Source organism: Micromonospora sp. NPDC049257, from assembly GCF_040678915.1.
Classification (GTDB): domain Bacteria; phylum Actinomycetota; class Actinomycetes; order Mycobacteriales; family Micromonosporaceae; genus Micromonospora; species Micromonospora antibiotica.
Window position 1 is genome coordinate 283,671 of the sequence record NZ_JBFAQU010000008.1, and the last position, 16,226, is coordinate 299,896.

The 16,226-nt window shown below is 71.4% G+C and carries 19 protein-coding genes; 18 read left to right on the plus strand and 1 reads right to left on the minus strand.

The features are described 5' to 3' along the window. The first annotated feature begins 92 nt into the window (after window positions 1-92). From AB0K25_RS15805 to AB0K25_RS15885, 17 genes are all read left to right on the plus strand, one after another. Complete coding sequence (locus tag AB0K25_RS15805; protein ID WP_204958695.1) at window positions 93-413, plus strand: hypothetical protein; 321 nt, start codon at window positions 93-95, stop codon at window positions 411-413. 251 nt (window positions 414-664) lie between these two features. After that, window positions 665-1,075, plus strand: a complete 411-nt coding sequence (locus AB0K25_RS15810; RefSeq protein ID WP_357533056.1) for a DUF3307 domain-containing protein — start codon at window positions 665-667, stop codon at window positions 1,073-1,075. Window positions 1,076-1,193: 118 nt separating this feature from the next. Further along, window positions 1,194-2,123 (plus strand): hypothetical protein, encoded by a 930-nt coding sequence (locus AB0K25_RS15815; protein WP_357533054.1) that lies wholly within the window; start codon window positions 1,194-1,196, stop codon window positions 2,121-2,123. A gap of 89 nt (window positions 2,124-2,212) precedes the next feature. Beyond that, window positions 2,213-3,079, plus strand: a complete 867-nt coding sequence (locus AB0K25_RS15820; RefSeq protein ID WP_208566250.1) for an FtsK/SpoIIIE domain-containing protein — start codon at window positions 2,213-2,215, stop codon at window positions 3,077-3,079. Continuing rightward, complete coding sequence (locus AB0K25_RS15825; RefSeq protein WP_357533052.1) at window positions 3,076-3,285, plus strand: hypothetical protein; 210 nt, start codon at window positions 3,076-3,078, stop codon at window positions 3,283-3,285. Before AB0K25_RS15820 ends, AB0K25_RS15825 begins: the two co-directional genes overlap by 4 nt. A gap of 86 nt (window positions 3,286-3,371) precedes the next feature. Then, window positions 3,372-3,812: a DUF6197 family protein gene (locus AB0K25_RS15830; RefSeq protein ID WP_357533050.1), complete on the plus strand. Its 441-nt coding sequence runs from the start codon at window positions 3,372-3,374 to the stop codon at window positions 3,810-3,812. Continuing rightward, window positions 3,809-4,108 (plus strand): hypothetical protein, encoded by a 300-nt coding sequence (locus tag AB0K25_RS15835; RefSeq protein ID WP_194823647.1) that lies wholly within the window; start codon window positions 3,809-3,811, stop codon window positions 4,106-4,108. The genes AB0K25_RS15830 and AB0K25_RS15835 overlap by 4 nt, the downstream gene beginning before the upstream one ends. Next, window positions 4,105-4,449: an RRQRL motif-containing zinc-binding protein gene (locus tag AB0K25_RS15840; protein ID WP_281901140.1), complete on the plus strand. Its 345-nt coding sequence runs from the start codon at window positions 4,105-4,107 to the stop codon at window positions 4,447-4,449. The genes AB0K25_RS15835 and AB0K25_RS15840 overlap by 4 nt, the downstream gene beginning before the upstream one ends. Further along, entirely contained in the window at window positions 4,449-5,186 is a 738-nt protein-coding gene (locus AB0K25_RS15845) for a hypothetical protein (protein WP_357533047.1), read from the plus strand. Before AB0K25_RS15840 ends, AB0K25_RS15845 begins: the two co-directional genes overlap by 1 nt. Then, window positions 5,183-5,452 carry a hypothetical protein gene (locus AB0K25_RS15850; RefSeq protein ID WP_281901144.1) on the plus strand — a complete coding sequence of 90 codons (270 nt, stop codon included), beginning with the start codon at window positions 5,183-5,185 and terminating at the stop codon, window positions 5,450-5,452. Before AB0K25_RS15845 ends, AB0K25_RS15850 begins: the two co-directional genes overlap by 4 nt. Further along, the gene (locus tag AB0K25_RS15855) at window positions 5,452-7,272 is read left to right on the plus strand and encodes a replication initiator (RefSeq protein ID WP_357533044.1); all 1,821 of its coding nucleotides are present in this window, start codon (window positions 5,452-5,454) and stop codon (window positions 7,270-7,272) included. Before AB0K25_RS15850 ends, AB0K25_RS15855 begins: the two co-directional genes overlap by 1 nt. Next, window positions 7,269-7,544, plus strand: coding sequence for a helix-turn-helix domain-containing protein (locus AB0K25_RS15860; protein ID WP_357533042.1), 276 nt, complete (start codon window positions 7,269-7,271; stop codon window positions 7,542-7,544). The genes AB0K25_RS15855 and AB0K25_RS15860 overlap by 4 nt, the downstream gene beginning before the upstream one ends. Continuing rightward, the gene (locus AB0K25_RS15865; RefSeq protein WP_357533040.1) at window positions 7,544-8,815 is read left to right on the plus strand and encodes a site-specific integrase; all 1,272 of its coding nucleotides are present in this window, start codon (window positions 7,544-7,546) and stop codon (window positions 8,813-8,815) included. Before AB0K25_RS15860 ends, AB0K25_RS15865 begins: the two co-directional genes overlap by 1 nt. Window positions 8,816-9,171: 356 nt before the next feature. Further along, window positions 9,172-9,975, plus strand: coding sequence for an HAD-IB family hydrolase (locus AB0K25_RS15870; protein WP_208565547.1), 804 nt, complete (start codon window positions 9,172-9,174; stop codon window positions 9,973-9,975). A gap of 339 nt (window positions 9,976-10,314) precedes the next feature. Next, window positions 10,315-11,208, plus strand: coding sequence for a hypothetical protein (locus tag AB0K25_RS15875; protein WP_357533038.1), 894 nt, complete (start codon window positions 10,315-10,317; stop codon window positions 11,206-11,208). Then, window positions 11,205-12,569: a methyltransferase gene (locus AB0K25_RS15880; RefSeq protein WP_357533036.1), complete on the plus strand. Its 1,365-nt coding sequence runs from the start codon at window positions 11,205-11,207 to the stop codon at window positions 12,567-12,569. Before AB0K25_RS15875 ends, AB0K25_RS15880 begins: the two co-directional genes overlap by 4 nt. After that, a complete protein-coding gene (locus tag AB0K25_RS15885; protein ID WP_219465926.1) occupies window positions 12,464-13,096 on the plus strand; it encodes a TetR/AcrR family transcriptional regulator in 633 nt (210 codons plus the stop codon). The genes AB0K25_RS15880 and AB0K25_RS15885 overlap by 106 nt, the downstream gene beginning before the upstream one ends. Window positions 13,097-13,186: 90 nt before the next feature. On the opposite strand, the gene AB0K25_RS15890 is transcribed toward AB0K25_RS15885, so the two are convergent. Beyond that, window positions 13,187-13,933, minus strand: a complete 747-nt coding sequence (locus AB0K25_RS15890; protein WP_357022731.1) for an oxidoreductase — start codon at window positions 13,931-13,933, stop codon at window positions 13,187-13,189. A 214-nt stretch (window positions 13,934-14,147) separates the two neighbouring features. Here AB0K25_RS15890 and acs point away from each other — a divergent pair, with 214 nt between their 5' ends. Continuing rightward, window positions 14,148-16,112, plus strand: a complete 1,965-nt coding sequence (gene acs / locus AB0K25_RS15895) for an acetate--CoA ligase (protein WP_357533034.1) — start codon at window positions 14,148-14,150, stop codon at window positions 16,110-16,112. Window positions 16,113-16,226: the final 114 nt, after the last annotated feature.

Consider the following 16,226-nt stretch of genomic DNA (forward strand, 5'->3'; position numbering starts at 1 on the left):
CCGCTTTCCGGGAGTCTTTACCGCAGAGGCCAAGAGCAGAAAGTCCACCGGGGACAAGCTCACTACCTGGCCCGAGACACAGGAGGTTTGTTGTGAAGCTGTACGTGGACACCCAGAGCAAGCAGGTTCAGGTGACGAGGGATCCGGAGCCGAAGAACGACCAGAACGGCAACCAGCGGTCGGAGAAGAACACTGGCCGGCTCATGTGGTCCACCCAGGTCTTCGTGCTCGACGAAACCGGTGGCGAGATCATCACCATCACCACGGCGGGAGAGAAGCCGAGCGTGACGGTGGGACAGCTCGTCGCTGTCGAGCAGTTGGAGGCCATTCCGTGGGCGACCAACGGGCGTAACGGCGTCGCGTTCCGTGCCATCTCGCTGAAGCCGAAGGCTGGTGCCTCGGCGGCCAAGTGAGGTTCTTCGCTCACCGTGCTGTGTGAGCCTCTGGTGTCTTCGCACGAAGCGGCCTGACGGTCCGCTGATCTGATCCGCCCAAGGTTCCGGGAGCGTTTCTGGCTCCTACTCTCCCGGCCCTCGGCAACTGCGGTTGCCCTCTCAATATGGCGCGGGGTCGGTACTGGCTCCTACACCTGCCGACCCCGCCTGCCATCCAACCCGTCTGCCCATTGTCGTTGGGAGTGGTTGTCATGCTCGTTTCCGCCATCGTGTTCGCCGTCGTCGCGGCGACCTTCTACGCCGGCCACCAGGTGGCCGATCACGTCTTCGGCCAGTCCGACAAGCAGGCCGCCCACAAGGCCGCTCCCGGCTGGGACGGCTGGCGTCACCTGCTGGGCCACATCGTGGCCTATCACCTCGTGGTGGTGGTCATGTTGACCATCGCCATCGTCGCGCTCGACCTGCCCGTCACGGTTGTCGGGCTCACTGCCGGTGTCGGCTTCTCCGCCGTCTCCCATGCCATCCTCGACCGGCGTTGGCCGGTGCGGTGGCTGCTCATCCACACCGGAAGCGCCGACTTCGCCGACCGTCAAGCCCCGATCTGCGGCATGTACCTGGCGGATCAGTCCCTGCACGCGGCCTGCCTGTGGGTGTCCGCACTGCTCATCGCCTGCATCTGAGCCCATCGGCTGCTGCGGCGGCCTGAGTGATTTCGAGCGCGGGGCCGGTACTGGCTCCTACACCTGCCGACCCCGTGCTCTCCAACCCATCCAGCCCAATCGCTTGGGAGGACGTGTCATGTCCAAGTCTAGCCCTCGCCGCTCGTTCGGGCGGAAGTCAACCGGAACCGTGACGGTCATCGAGGCCAAGGTTCACCGGTCATCGGCCCGGAACGCCCGCATGGCGTTCATCCTCACTGCGGTCATCATCGGCGTACTCGCTGCCGTGGTGGCCGCTGCCTACGTACACCCGATCATCGCGCTGTTCATCGGCGCGGCCGTCAGCGTCCCGTGTGGCGCGCTGGCCTGGCTCCTGGTCCGCATCTGGCCGGTACTGCGGCTGCTCTGGTGGTGGACCCCCGAAATCGTCCTGGCCGTGCTACTGCTCACCGGCTGGGTGCAGCTCGCCACCCACACTCCGACCCCGGTCACCCTGGCCGTCGTCGCCGTCGTCCTCGGCGTCCCGGCCGCTGTTCCTGTCCTCCGCCGTCAGGTCGTCGCCTGGGTGTGGTGCCTGATCGTGCGCCACCGGCTGCGGGTGTGCTTCGCGCAGTTCATCATCGCCAACCAGTCGGGCTCCCTCCCGCTGATCCTGTGGGCCACGCCGACCCCGGTCGGCGAACGGGTCTGGGTCTACCTGCGGCCCGGCCTGTCCCTGGCGGACCTGGAAGGCCGCCTCGACAAGATCGCCGTGACCTGCCACGCCTCATCCGTCCTGGTCGAACGGGCCTCGGACGGCAACGCCGCGTACCTGCGGTTCGACATCAAGCGCCGTGAGGTGCTCACCGCAACCGTCACGTCTCCCCTGGCCGACGTCATCGACCCTGACGCCCCGGCCACCGACCGGCCGACGCCGGTCATCCCCACCGCCCTGGACCTGCCCGACGTCCAGGCGTCGACCATCACCCTGCCCGTCCAGCCCAAGAAGCAGGCCGCCACGTCGATCAACGGCAGCAAGCCGGCCCCCGCGCCGTCGTCGGACGCCGACGACCTCTCCGACTGGCTCTGATCCCGCACCCAACCTGACCCGGACGCGGGGAGCCCTACGGGCTCCTTCGTGTGGCTTCCCGCGCCCACCAACGCCCAAGGAGGGCACCCATGGCTACGGCATCCGCCCCGACCGCCGGCATTCCGGTGGGGCCTGGCCTGTCGATGTTCGACCCGATCTTCATCGGCATCGACGAGTTCGGCCAGCACGTCTACATCACCCTGGCCTACCGCAACCTCCTCGCCGGAGGCGAACCCGGTGGAGGCAAGTCCGGCCTCCTCAACACCATCGCCGCCCACGCGGCGCTCTCCGTCGACTCCCGCCTTGTCCTACTGGACGGCAAGCTCGTCGAGCTGGGGCAGTGGGAGGACTGCGCCGACGCGTTCATCGGCCCCGACATCACCGCCGCCCTCGACGTCCTGCGACGCCTGCAAACGGTGATGAACAACCGCTACGCCTGGCTACGCGCCCACGGACGTCGCAAGGTCACCGCCCTCGACGGACTCTCCGTCATCACCGTCCTCGTCGACGAAATCGCCTTCTACTCCGCCACCATCGGCAGCAAGCAGGAGCAGGAAGAGTTCGTCGCCCTGCTCCGCGACCTGGTCGCCCGGGGACGTGCCGCCGGCATCCCCGTCATCGCCGCGACTCAGCGGCCGTCGTTCGACATCATCCCCACCAGCCTGCGGGACCTGTTCGGCTACCGCGCCGCGTTCCGCTGCACCACCCCCAACAGCTCGAACATCGTCCTCGGCCACGGCTGGGCCGAGCAGGGCTACACCGCCACCGACATCGCCCCCACCAACCAGGGCGCGGCCTACCTCATCGCCGAAGGCGGCACCCCTCGCCGCATCAAGGTGGCCTACCTCGATGACGCCCAGATCGCCGGCATCGCCGACTACGCCACCTGGACCCGTCGCCCCACCCGCCTATCCGCACCCACCGGAACCCGAGTCGACTGGGAGACCGCCGCATGAGCCTGCTCCAGCGCATCCACGCACGTCGCACCCCGCGACCGACCACCCGCTACGTCAACCGCTTCGTCGTCGGCACGCCCGCCGAACTCGCCACGCTCCTGAAGCTGGCCGCCGATCACGGGATTCTCGCTTTCGCCTCCGCGCCCGTGCCGCTGGCCGACGACCCCACCCGATTCCGCCGCCACCTGCGGCTACGCACCCGCTGAACGGCCGACGGAACCGGCTCAAGCCCTGGAAAGCAGACCGGTTCCGCCGACCTCCCACCAAGCCCTTCTGAAAGGACGTGGCTGCCGTGAAGGCTACCCAGAACCCACCCACCACCGGAACGGTCACCCCTGCTGACCTGCTCCGGATGGCTGCCCTCTACCTACGCCGGCACGGCTGGCACCAGGGCACCTACTACGCCCCCACCACCAACATCCCCACCCCGCCGGCCTGCGCCGCCGGGGCTATCCGCATCGCCTGCGCCGGTCGCCCGGTCGAGCAGTTCGCCCAGCTCGATGGCGACACCATCGCCGACTACGTCACCACCCTCGACGTGCTCGTCGACCACCTCGACGCCACCGCGCCCGTGTTCTTCGTCGACGAGGACGGCTACCTCCTCGACGAACACACCTCCCCCTACTCCTGGAACGACGACCCGACCCGCACCGCCGAGCAGGTCGTCACCGCCCTTGAGGCCGCCGCCACCGAGTGGGACCGCCTCCACACCGCCGGAGGTGAGAACCGGTGAGCACCGTCAAGGCGTCCTTGACGCCATCCGTCCCGGCTCAGAAGCGTCGGGAGGTCGTCGAGAACGACCAGTTCGCCGCCTTCACCCGGCGCATCATCCGCGCACACGGCCGACGCGTCGCCACCGGCGACGTCGAAGCACTCCGCGACCTCGTCGCCCTCTCCGCCGACCTCGACCGGGCCATCGGTGACGCCGTCATCGGCCTGCGGGCCTTCGGCTACTCCTGGGCCGAGATCGGCTCCCGCCTCGGCATCTCCCGCCAGGCCGCCCAACAGCGTTGGGCAGACCGCTCATGACCGTCTTCTACGACCCGACCGGCAGCCGCTACGGCCTGCCCACCTATCCGTACCGGATGGCCCCCGACGGCCTTGCTACCCGGCGGCAACTGCGCGCCGCCGGCCTCCGGCCCGCCGGACAGGAGCCCGTCTGCCAGGTCCTCTGGCGTCGCGGTAAGCGGGTCGCCTACCTCTACCGTCTCGATCTCGCCAAGCCGAAGCGGACCGCCACGCCCGCCCAGCGGGAGGCCATCGCCAAAGCGCTCCGCGCCCGCCGCACCTGTGCCGTCTGCGGCCTGGTGCAGCCCTACTACATCCCCCGCCGCTACGGCTGCTGCCTCGACTGCCACGGAGGCCACTGATGCCCGCGAAGACCTCGACTGCCGGCACCCGTGTGGAGGGTGTCGTCCTGGTCCTCATCCTCATCGCCGTCGCCGGCTTCGCCGGGGCCGCCTCGTTCACCCATGTCAAGGACTGGACCCTCGCCAACTCCCCCACCGGCACCGGGCAATGGTTCGGCTGGGCCAACGCCGTCATCTCCGAACTCGTCCCCATCGCCTGCCTACTGACCATCCGCCGACGCCGCCGGCTCGGCGCTTCCATCGGCTACCCGCTGTTCCTGCTCATCGCCGCCGCCGGCCTCTCCCTCGCCGCACAACTCGCGGTCGCCAAGCCGGGCATCTCCGGGTGGCTCCTGTCCGCCGTACCCGCCCTGGCCTTCATGGCCCTGGTGAAACTCGTCCTCGCCCCGGCACCCGCCAGCACCGAAGCCATTCCGTCGGCCGCCAAGCCGTCCGAGCCGATTCACGTCCAGGTGACCGAGCAGGTCACCACCGAGCCGGCACCGCCGGCCGCCATCACCACCGACCCGGAGCCACTCCCGGACACCCGACCCACCGCGACGGAACCCGTCGCCATGCCGGCACCGAAGCCGGTCGACGTCCCTACCCACCTGCTGCCCATGGCTCGCTTCGCCGCCGTCCAGCACGAGCAGAACACTGGAGCACCCATCACCCCGGACGAGCTGGCCGACCGGCTCGACGTCACCCCGGCCGTCGCCGGGCAGCTCCTCACCACCCTGGCCGGGGGTGCCCGATGACCATCCACGTCGTCGAAATCGAACACGTCATCCACGCCTGCCCCGTCCACCCCGACGGGCACCCGTACGACATCCGGCGCACCGTCGTCGACGTCATCCCCGGCGGACCCTGCCGGGCACCGGTCACCGTCCGCTGCGGCGAACAGACCACCCGCATCCCCTGCCACCGGCACGAACCGGCCAAGCGCCAATGCGGCGCCTGCCGGGTCATCGTCACCGAACGCACCATCACCACCCGCACCCCCAACGACGGGAACGCGGCCTGATGGGCTCGACGCTGGACCTCACCCCCCGCGCTTCGGCCCGGGGGGTGGGCTCGAACGCCGACGTCCCACCCATCTACGGCTACACCGCAGCCGGTTCCGCCTTCGAACGCGCCACCCGACCCGACTACTTCGGCTGGATCGAGCACGTCCGCGCCGCCGCCGGCTGCACCCGACCCATCCGCCTCGCCGGCAGCCTCCACACCGTCGACCACACCACCGGCCGGGTCCTCGACCAGCGGCACACCGACACCATGCCCGACGCGGTCATCTACACCGCCTGCGGCAACCGACGCGCCACCGTCTGCCCCTCCTGCGCCCACACCTACCAACGCGACGCCTACCAACTCCTGCGCGCCGGCCTCGTCGGCGGCAAGGGCGTACCCGACACCGTCACCCGACATCCGGCCGTGTTCCCCACCTTCACCGCCCCGTCGTTCGGACCAGTCCACGTCCGGGCGGTCCGCAAACACACCTGCCGGAACCGCAAACGCTGCGACTGCCGTCCCGACCCCTGCCACGCCCGCCGTGCCACCGACCCCACCGCCGGCCGCTGCCCCCACGGCCGCCCCGCCGCCTGCTGGGCACGACACGAACCCGGTGACGCCGCACTCGGTCAACCGCTGTGCCTGGACTGCTACGACCACGACCACCAGGCCGTCTGGAACCTCTTCTCGGGCGAGCTGTGGCACCGCACCAAGCAAGCCGCGGAACGACACCTCGCCAAACTCGCCCGCCACCGCGGCATCCCCCGCGTCCAGGTCGTCACCGCCGCCGGCAACACCCGCACCGTCCCGCCCGTGCGGCTGTCCCACGGCAAGGCCGCCGAGTTCCAGGCACGCGGAGCGGTCCACTTCCACGCCCTCGTCCGCCTCGACGGCGTCGACCCCGACGACCCCGCCGCCGTCGTCCCACCACCGACCGCGTTCACCGTCACCGACCTCGTCGACGCGCTCCGGCACGCCGCCGCTCAGGTCGCGTTCACCACCCCCACCCACCCCGACCGGCCCGACGGCTGGCCGATCGCCTGGGGCGAACAGCTCGACATCCGACCCATCACGCTGAACGGGCACGGCGAGGTCACCGACAGCATGGTTGCCGGCTACCTTGCCAAGTACGCCACCAAGAGCACCGAGGTAACCGGGCACCGCTCCGTCAGACTCACCGCCGACACCATCGGCGACCACGCCGACCCCGACGGCGACCACACCGCCCGCCTCATCGACGCCTGCTGGCGCATCGGCCGACCCACCGGCACCCCCGTGCCCCTCTCGCAACGGCCCCGCGACCACCGGCCCCGGCCCGGCTTCGTCGACCGCTGGGAATGCCCCGACTGCGGCACCCACACCCGATACGCCGCCTGCCCCGTCTGCGTCGCACACCGTCAAGCCGCCCTTGACACCAAACCGGCCAACAGACCGACGACCAACCCCTACGCCCGCCTGCGTCGCTGGGCGCACATGCTCGGTTTCGGCGGCCACTTCCTCACCAAGGCCCGGCGGTATTCCGTCACCTTCCAACTCCTGCGCGACACCCGCCGCCACCACCGGCAGCACGAGGACCAGGACCACGCGCACCCGACCGGCGGCCAGCTCGTCGACGAGCACGACGACACCACCCTGATCGTCGGCACCCTCACCTTCGCCGGCGTCGGCTGGCACACCACCGGTGACGCCCTCCTCGCCAACACCGCCGCCGCCATGGCCCGGGAACGACAAGCCACCGGCCGCGAAGAACTCGCCCACGAACTCGGCACCACCCCGGCCGGCATCGCGCCGGCTGCCGCCCGATCCGAACAGACCTGGGGAGGTCATCAGTCATGAGCACCACCGCCCGACCGAATCCCGTCATCCGGCTCGTCCCGCGCACCGGGTCGACCGTCGTCGGGCCGGTCACCTACACCGTCCGGGAGGTCGCCAAGCTGCTGGGCATCTCGCTGGGCAGTACGTACGCCCTCGTCCGGGACGGTTCGATTCCGGCGACCCGCCTGGGTGGTCGCTGGCTGATTCCTCGCGCCCGCTTCCACGCCTGGCTCGACGGCGTTACTGAGGAACCGGCCGCCGCCACCGGCACCGAGCACGGGCGGAGGCGCTGATGGGCTTCGTCCGCAAGACTCCGGCCGGCACCTACCGCGCCTGCTGGCGTGATCCTGCCGGCGGGCAGAAGTCCAAGAGCTTCCGCACCAAGCGGGAGGCCAGCGTCTACCTCACCGAGGTCGAAGGGAGCCTCAACCGGGGGACCTACGTCAACCCGCATGCCGGCCGTACCCGCTTCGGTGACTTCGCTCAGCAGTGGCTCGCCACCCGGACCGTGGAGGCGCGCACCACCGAGCGGACCGTCTCCATGCTCCGCACGCATCTCCTGCCGAAGTGGGGTGACTGGCCACTCGGCAAAGTCGACTTCATGTCGGTGCAGGAGTGGGTGAGCGGCCTGGGTCGGGATCTCGCCCCCACCACCGTGGCTAAGTGCTACCAACTCCTCTCGATGATCCTCCGGACGGCGGTTCAGGCACGGCTGATCGCCACCAACCCGGCCGAGGGCGTGAAGCTGCCACGCGACCGGTCCCGCGACGTCAAGCCGGTCACGATCAGCCGGGAAGATTTCCTCGGTCGGCTGCTGCCCGCCGTGCCACCCCGGCACCGGGCGATCGTCTCCACCGCCGCCGGGGCTGGGCTGCGCTGGGGTGAGTGCGCCGGGCTGACGTGGTCGTCGGTCGACCTCGACCGGGCATCGCTGCGTGTGGTCCAGGTGGCCGAGGAGACCCACGGCGGGATCATGCTGCGTCCGTATCCGAAGAGTCGCGCCGGGGTCCGGACCATTCCGCTACCCGGCTTCCTGCTGGCCGCGCTCCGCGAGCTGCGGGCCGCCGTCGACGACCCGGACCCGCGCACGTTGGTCTTCCGTGACCGGGTGGGACGTCCGCTGCGGCGGTCGAACTTCCGGCGTCGGGTCTGGCTGCCGTCGTTGGTCCGCGCCGGACTGCTCGGCCAGGTCGTCGCCACCGGCCCGCACCGGTACCGCGCGGTCTGGACCGATCAGGAAGGCGTCGAGTGGTCGGCCGAGTTCACCACCGAGCGGGAAGCGGTCGCCCAGGTCGCGGCCAAGGCTGCCGGCGGGATGCGGTTCCACGACCTGCGGCACGCCTACGCCACCTGGCTGGTCACCGACGGTGTCCCGATCAACCTGGTGCAGCGGGTCATGGGACACGAACAGGCGTCGACAACGCTCAACCGGTACACCCACACCCCGGACGACTACGCGGCGCGCGTCCTGGAGGCGTTCGACGGCTCCGCTGCCTTTCTGCTGCCTCCGGCCGAGGAAATGCCATCGGGGCACCACCTCGACAAGGAAGATGACGACCTGTGACCTGCGCCGGAGCGCTCCCACCTGGAAAGGGACGACCCCCGTCGGGGGGAGACGGGGGTCGTCGAATGGTTCGGCTCCGGGGGGGTTGAGCCGAACCGGCCCGGCGGTCACGGGGGGGTGCGACCGCCGAGGGTCTGTCAGCTTTCGGGGACGTGAATCGTTGTCGTGCGGACAAGTCTGCCCGAGCAGACTGTTCACGTCGAGTGTTGTTGACCCCACTCCCTGCGAAATTATTACCGCAGAGTGTGACTGCGGTCACGTTGAGCATTCGCGGCCCGGGTACTCCCGCAGGTCGAGTGGGGTATTGACCCCGGGGCACCCGCCGACCCCGCATCGTCGGACTAGACTTGCGCGCCGTGGGCCGAAGTGCCGCTTTTTTCGATCTGGACAAGACCGTCATCGCCAAGTCGAGCGCCTTGGCATTCGGTCGGCCGTTCTACCGGGACGGGCTGATCACACGACGGGACGTCGTGAAGTCGGCGTACGCGCAGCTGATGTTCCGGCTGGGCGGCACCGACGAGCAGACCATGGCCAGGACCAGGGATTATCTCGCCGCGCTCTGCAAGGGCTGGCGGGTGGAGCAGGTCCGTCAGATCGTCGCGGAGACCCTCCACGAGCTGATCAACCCCTACGTGTACGCCGAGGCCGCCGTGCTGATCGAGGAGCACCAGGCTGCCGGGCGGGACGTCGTGCTGGTCTCCGCATCGGGCGAGGAGATGGTCCGGCCGATCGGCGCGTTGCTCGGGGTGACCGACGTGATCGCCACCCGGATGAGCGTGCAGGACGGCCGCTACAGCGGTGAGGTGGAGTTCTACGCGGCCGGTCCGAGCAAGGTCGAGGCGGTCACCGAGTTGGCCGCCGCCCGGGGGTACGACCTGGCCGACTCGTACGCCTATTCCGACTCGTACAGTGACCGGCCGTTGTTGGAGTGCGTGGGTCATCCGAGCGTGGTCAATCCGGACCGGGCGTTGCGCCGGCTCGCGGTGGAGAACGCCTGGCCGGTGCTGGAGTTCCGGCATCCGATCCCGCTGGGCCGGCGGCTGCGGGAGCGCCCGGCGGTCCCGGTGGCCGCGGCGGCGCTCGGCGTCGGCGTGGGGGTGGCGATCGGCATCGCCTGGTACGGCCGACACCGCCGCACCCGCGCTGTACAGGCCGCCTGACTACCCGGGCCGCCTGACTACCCGGGCGACCTGACGATCCGGGCCACCTGAACCACCTGACCGACCCGGGCCGCCTGAACCACCTGACCGACCCGGGCCACCCGACCGCCCGGACGGGCCGTCGAGGCACGCCGGCCGGCCCCACCGCCGCAACCGCACCCACTGTCGCTGACCGCACCGCCCGCGGGGTGGGTGCCGGAACCGCTATGCGGCACCCGCACCCGAAGTGACGAGCGGCACCCCACCACGCAGCACTCTCCCCGCGTACCCCCGATTGAGCGATCGCTCAAATAAGCCTATGCTCGGTTTTGAGCAGGTGCTCAAAACCGGGAGGTAGCAATGAACGAGCAGGATCGACCGCCCCGCCGGACCGCCGCGAACTGGGTGCTCGCTGGCGTGATCTTGGCTTTCGGCATGATGGTGTTCGTCGCCACCGTGCTCGACGGGCGGGCTGACAGCGCCCTGCTGTTCGTGGTGCTCCCGACGGCCCTCGCCGCCGCACTCGCCCTGCTGCCCGGTCGCACCGCACACGGCCGGGTCTTCGTGATCACCACGGTCGCCCTGCTGCTGGCGGCGGTCGCGCTGCACGAGGGGGCGATCTGCGTGATCCTCGCCGCCCCCCTGGTCTACGCGGTGTCCCACGGGACCACCGCCCTGATCCGCGCACTGCGCGACGCCTCCCGTACGTACGCCGTCATCGCGGTGCCGTTGCTGCTCCTGCCGGGATTGGAGGGCAGCGGACCGGCACCCCGGATCGCACCCGACCAGTCCGTCGAGGTGGTCCGGGTGGTGACCCTGCCGGCCGACCAGGTGGCCGCCCGGCTCGCCGCCGGCCCCCGGCCCGTACCGGTCCGGTCGGTGCCGCTGCGGCTGCTCGGGGTGCCCACGCCCGGCCAGGTGGGCGGGGACGGGCTCGACCCGGGCGACAGGTGGATGTTCGGCTACCACGGCAGCGCCCACGGCCCCGGCGGTCACCTGCTCGCCGAGGTGGAGATGGTGGGGGTGCAGCGGGTCGGGTTCCGGTTCGTCGAGGACAGCTCGATCACCGCGCGCTGGTTCAGTTGGCGGCACGCCGAGGTGAGCTGGCGGGCCGTCGACGAGCGGCACACCGAGGTGCGCATCCGGGTGGACTACACCCGGGGGCTCGACCCCTCCTGGTACTTCGGGCCGATCCAGCAGGTCCTGCTCGGTGCGGGCACGGGACACCTGCTGGACATGATGACGCTGCGATGATCGCCGCCCGCTACCTCAGCCTCGCGGTGCCGCTGCTGGCCTTCCTCGCCGCCGCCCGGGTCGACCGGAGCCGCGCCGGTCGGGCGGCGGCGCTGCTGGCCTTCCTCGCCGCCGGCATCGGCATCGCCGCCCTCGACGAGGTGGCCCGGCGCACCGGCTGGTACACGTTCGCCCCGGTGCGGGGGAGCTACCGGGGGATGCCGGTCGACCTGTGGATCGGCTGGGCCGTGCTCTGGGGTCCACTGCCCGTGCTGCTGCGCCGGAGCCTCCCGTTGCCGGTGGCGCTGGGCCTGCTGCTCTGGATCGACGCGGTGGCCATGCCCGCGCTGCACCCGCTGGTCCGGCTCGGCCCGCACTGGCTGGTCGGCGAGCTGGTCGGGCTGCTCGTGGTGGCCCTGCCGGCGCAACTGCTCGGCCGCTGGTGTGCCGACCGGCGACACCTGACGGCGCGCACGCTGCTCCAGGTCGGGGTCTTCACCGCCCTGCTGCTGTGGTTCGTCCCCAGCCTGGCCTTCGAGGTCGGCGACGGGTCATGGACGACGGTGACCGAACTACCCCGGCCCGTCCTGCTGCTCCTCGCCCAGGTGGCGCTGGTGCTGGCCGCCCCGGCGCTCGCCGCGGTCCGCGAGTTCGTCACCCACGGTGGCGGCACGCCGTACCCGTGGGACCCGCCCGTACGGCTGGTCACCACCGGGCCGTACGCCTATATGGCCAATCCGATGCAGACCTGCGCCGTGGCCCTGGTGCTGCTCACCGCCGCGCTCACCCGCAGTTGCGCGCTGGTGCTGGCAGCGGTGGTGGCGGTCGCCTTCAGCGTGGCGGTGGCCAGACCGCACGAGGAACACGACCTGGCCGACCGGCACGGCGGGGCGTGGCACGCGTACCGGCGGCAGATCCGGGACTGGTGGCCGCGTTGGCGGCCGTACCACGTGGGGCCGGCGGCGGTGCTGTTCCTCGACGACGACTGCGGTCCGTGCGCCGCGACCTGGCGGTTCGTCGCCCGTCGCCGCCCGGTGGGTCTGCTGGTCCGCCCCGCCGCCGAAGCCGACGGGGTGCTGTGGCGGGCGGAGTACACCGACGGCGGCGGTCGGTCGGAACGGGGGGTGGCCGCCGTCGCCCGCGCCCTCGGGCACCTGCACCTCGGGTGGGCGGTGGTCGGCTGGATCCTGCGGTTGCCCGGCGTCGGTTGGCTGGCGCAGCTGGTGACCGATGCGATGATCACACCGCCGCATCCGGCGGGCCCACGAGGAGGACGATGTCCGGCACCAAGCAGCGCCTCCTGGACGGCGCCATCACCGCCATCCGTACGCACGGCATCGCCGGTGTGTCCGCCCGCACCATCGCCGCCGCCGCCGGGGTGAACCAGGCGCTGGTCTTCTACCACTTCGGCACGGTCGACGACCTGCTGACGGCGGCCTGCCGGGCCAGCACGGCCGACCGGCTCGCGCACTGGTCGGCCCGGCTGGCCGGGGTGGGCTCGCTGCGGGAACTGCTCACCGTCGGGCAGGAGCTGCACGAGCAGGAACGCGAGCTGGGCAACGTCTCCTTCCTGGCCCAGATGCTGGCCGGGGCACAGACCGACGAGCGGCTCGCCGCGCCCACCGCCGCCGCGCTCCAACTCTGGGTGGACGAGATCGAGTCGGTGCTGCGCCGGCTGCTCGCCGGGTCACCCTTCGCCGAGATCGCCGACGTGCCCGGCCTGTCCCGGGCCGTCTGCGCCGCGTTCGTCGGGCTGGAACTCTATGACGGGGTGGACCGGGCGGGCGTGCGGCAGGCGATGTCGGCACTCGACCAGCTCGCCGTGCTCATCGAGATCGTCGACGACCTCGGACCGGTCGCCCGGCGGGCGCTGCGCTCCCGGGTGAACCGGGCCGCCCGCCGGGACTGACCGCGCACCCGGCACCGCTCCGGTGGGGCGCGCGGGCGGCCACCGGGTCAGGCGGCGGCGGTCGGGTGGGGCGCGCGGACAGCCACCGGGTCAGGCGGCGGCGATGATCTCGTCGCCGACGGCGGTGAGCTGGTCGGCGCCCACCTCGACCGCGCTCAGGTAGTGCCGCAGCCAGGAACGCAGGCCGTCCGGGGTGCCGGTGGCGAAGGCCCCGGCCGCCCCGACGTACTCCGGCTCCCGCTCCCGGTGGCCGACGTCGACGGCGACCAGGCCACGCGGGTCGAACCCCCGGGACATCAGCACCAACCGGGCGGCGGCGCGGGCGACCACCCCGGACGGGCCGGCGAAGGGCCGCAGGTTGAGCAGCTCGCCGTGCACCACGGCGGCGAGGACCAGCGGGGAGACCGTCGTCCCGCCGGCGACCAGCCCGGCCAGCCCGTCGAGCCGGGCGGCCACCACCGGGTCGGCGACCGGACGCCCCAGCTCTGCCTCGGCGACCACGTCCCGGGCGGCGAGCACGTGCAGCCGGGCCAGCGCCTGCCGGGGGGCCTTCGGCCACAGCTCGGTCAACCCGGGCAGCGCCCCGGCCACCCGTAGCGCCCCCTGGAGCACCGGTTCGGTGACGGTGCCGGCGCGGACCGCCTCGCGCTCGTGGTCGTACCCCTCCAGGGCGGCGCTGGCCACCGCGCAGCGCAGGCCGACCTCGGCCACGACCTGGCCACCGTGGCGGCGCAGCGCGCGGTGCCGCATCGCCTGGTCGACCCGCTCGCGGGCCCGCTCGACGGCGGGGGCGATGTCGGCGAGCGCGAGCAGGGGCGCGAGCGGGTCGGTGGTCACTCCGCCACGCTAGCGACCGGGTGACTCCGGCCGGACGCCACCCGCCGCCGGCCCGTCGAGTCCGATCCTGATCAGGTCGGGACGGGTGGGCCGTCGAGCGCGCCGGGACGGCCGCTGAGCGCGCCGGCCGGCACCGGGGGTGTCGCGGTCCCGAGCTGCCCGGACTAACCTCGGCCGGGTAGAGACGCAGGTCACCCGACGAAGGAGTCACCGCATGAGCGAGGCCTTGGCCAACCTGCTGAACGAGACGCGCCAGTTCCCGCCGCCGGCCGCACTCGCCGCCCAGGCCAACGTCACCGCCGACGCGTACGACGAGGCCGGCGCGGACCGGCTCGCCTTCTGGGAGCGGCAGGCCGGCCGGTTGGCCTGGGCCAGGCCGTGGGACGAGGTGCTCGACTGGTCGAACCCGCCGTTCGCGAAGTGGTTCGTCGGCGGTCAGCTCAACGTGGCGTACAACTGCCTGGACCGGCACGTGGAGGCCGGCAACGGCGACCGGGTGGCGATCCACTGGGAGGGCGAGCCGGGCGACACCCGCACCCTCACCTACGCCGACCTGCACCGGCTGACCTGCCAGGCGGCGAACGCGCTGACCGACCTGGGGGTGGTCGCCGGTGACCGGGTGGCGATCTACCTGCCGATGATCCCCGAGGCGGCGGTGGCGATGCTGGCCTGCGCCCGGATCGGCGCGACCCACAGTGTGGTCTTCGGCGGTTTCTCCGCCGACGCGCTGAGCAACCGCATCTCCGACGCCAGCGCCAAGGTGGTGATCACCGCCGACGGCGGCTACCGACGGGGCAAGCCGTCGGCGTTGAAGCCGACCGTGGACGAGGCGGTGGCGAACTGTCCGTCGATCGAGCACGTGCTGGTGGTCCGGCGCACCGGCGAGGAGGTCGCCTGGTCGGCGAAGGACCACTGGTGGCACGAGGCGGTGGAGCAGGCGTCGGCGGAGCACGTCGCGCAGCCGTTCGACGCCGAGCACCCGCTGTTCATCCTCTACACCAGCGGCACCACCGCCCGCCCGAAGGGCATCCTGCACACCACCGGCGGTTACCTCACCCAGGCCGCGTGGACGGCGCACGCGGTGTTCGACCTGAAGCCTGCGACCGACGTCTACTGGTGCACCGCCGACATCGGCTGGGTCACCGGGCACTCCTACATCGTGTACGGGCCGCTGGCCAACGGCGCCACCCAGGTGATGTACGAGGGCACCCCGGACACCCCGCACAAGGGCCGGTTCTGGGAGATCGTCGACAAGTACAAGGTCAGCATCCTCTACACCGCGCCGACGCTGATCCGCACCATGATGAAGTGGGGCGACGACATCCCGGCGGGCTTCGACCTGTCGTCGCTGCGCCTGCTGGGCAGCGTCGGCGAGCCGATCAACCCGGAGGCGTGGATGTGGTACCGCCAGCACGTCGGTCGGGGTGAGCTGCCGATCGTGGACACCTGGTGGCAGACCGAGACCGGCGCGATCATGATCTCCCCGCTGCCCGGGGTGACCGCGACCAAGCCGGGCTCGGCGATGACCCCGCTGCCCGGCGTCGTCGCCGACGTGGTGGACGACCAGGGCCAGTCGGTGCCCAACGGTGGCGGTGGCTACCTGGTGCTGCGCGAGCCGTGGCCGTCGATGCTGCGCACCATCTGGGGTGACGACAACCGGTTCGTCGAGACGTACTGGTCCCGGTTCGAGGGGATGTACTTCGCCGGTGACGGGGCCAAGAAGGACGACGACGGGCACATCTGGCTGCTCGGCCGGGTCGACGACGTGATGCTGGTGTCCGGGCACAACATCTCCACCACCGAGGTCGAGTCGGCGCTGGTGTCGCACCCGTCGGTGGCCGAGGCGGCGGTGGTCGGCGCGACCGACCCGACCACCGGGCAGGCGATCGTCGCGTTCGCCATTCCGCGCGGCACCACCGACATCTCGGGTGAGGCGGGCGAGCGGCTGATCACCGAGCTGCGCAACCACGTGGCCAAGACGCTGGGCCCGATCGCCAAGCCCCGGCAGATCATGCTGGTGCCGGAGCTGCCGAAGACCCGCTCCGGCAAGATCATGCGCCGGTTGCTGCGGGACGTGGCGGAGAACCGTTCGCTCGGTGACGTCACCACGCTCCAGGATTCCTCGGTGATGGAGCTGATCTCCTCCGGGCTCAGTGGCGGGAAGTCCGACGAGGACTGACCACAGCCCTACCCGTCGGTGGGTGCCGGTCCCGGCCCACCGCGAACTGCCCCTCCGCAGTGGTCTTGACCACCGTACGGAGCACCGCACCGTCGACCGTGACCTGTTCCACCC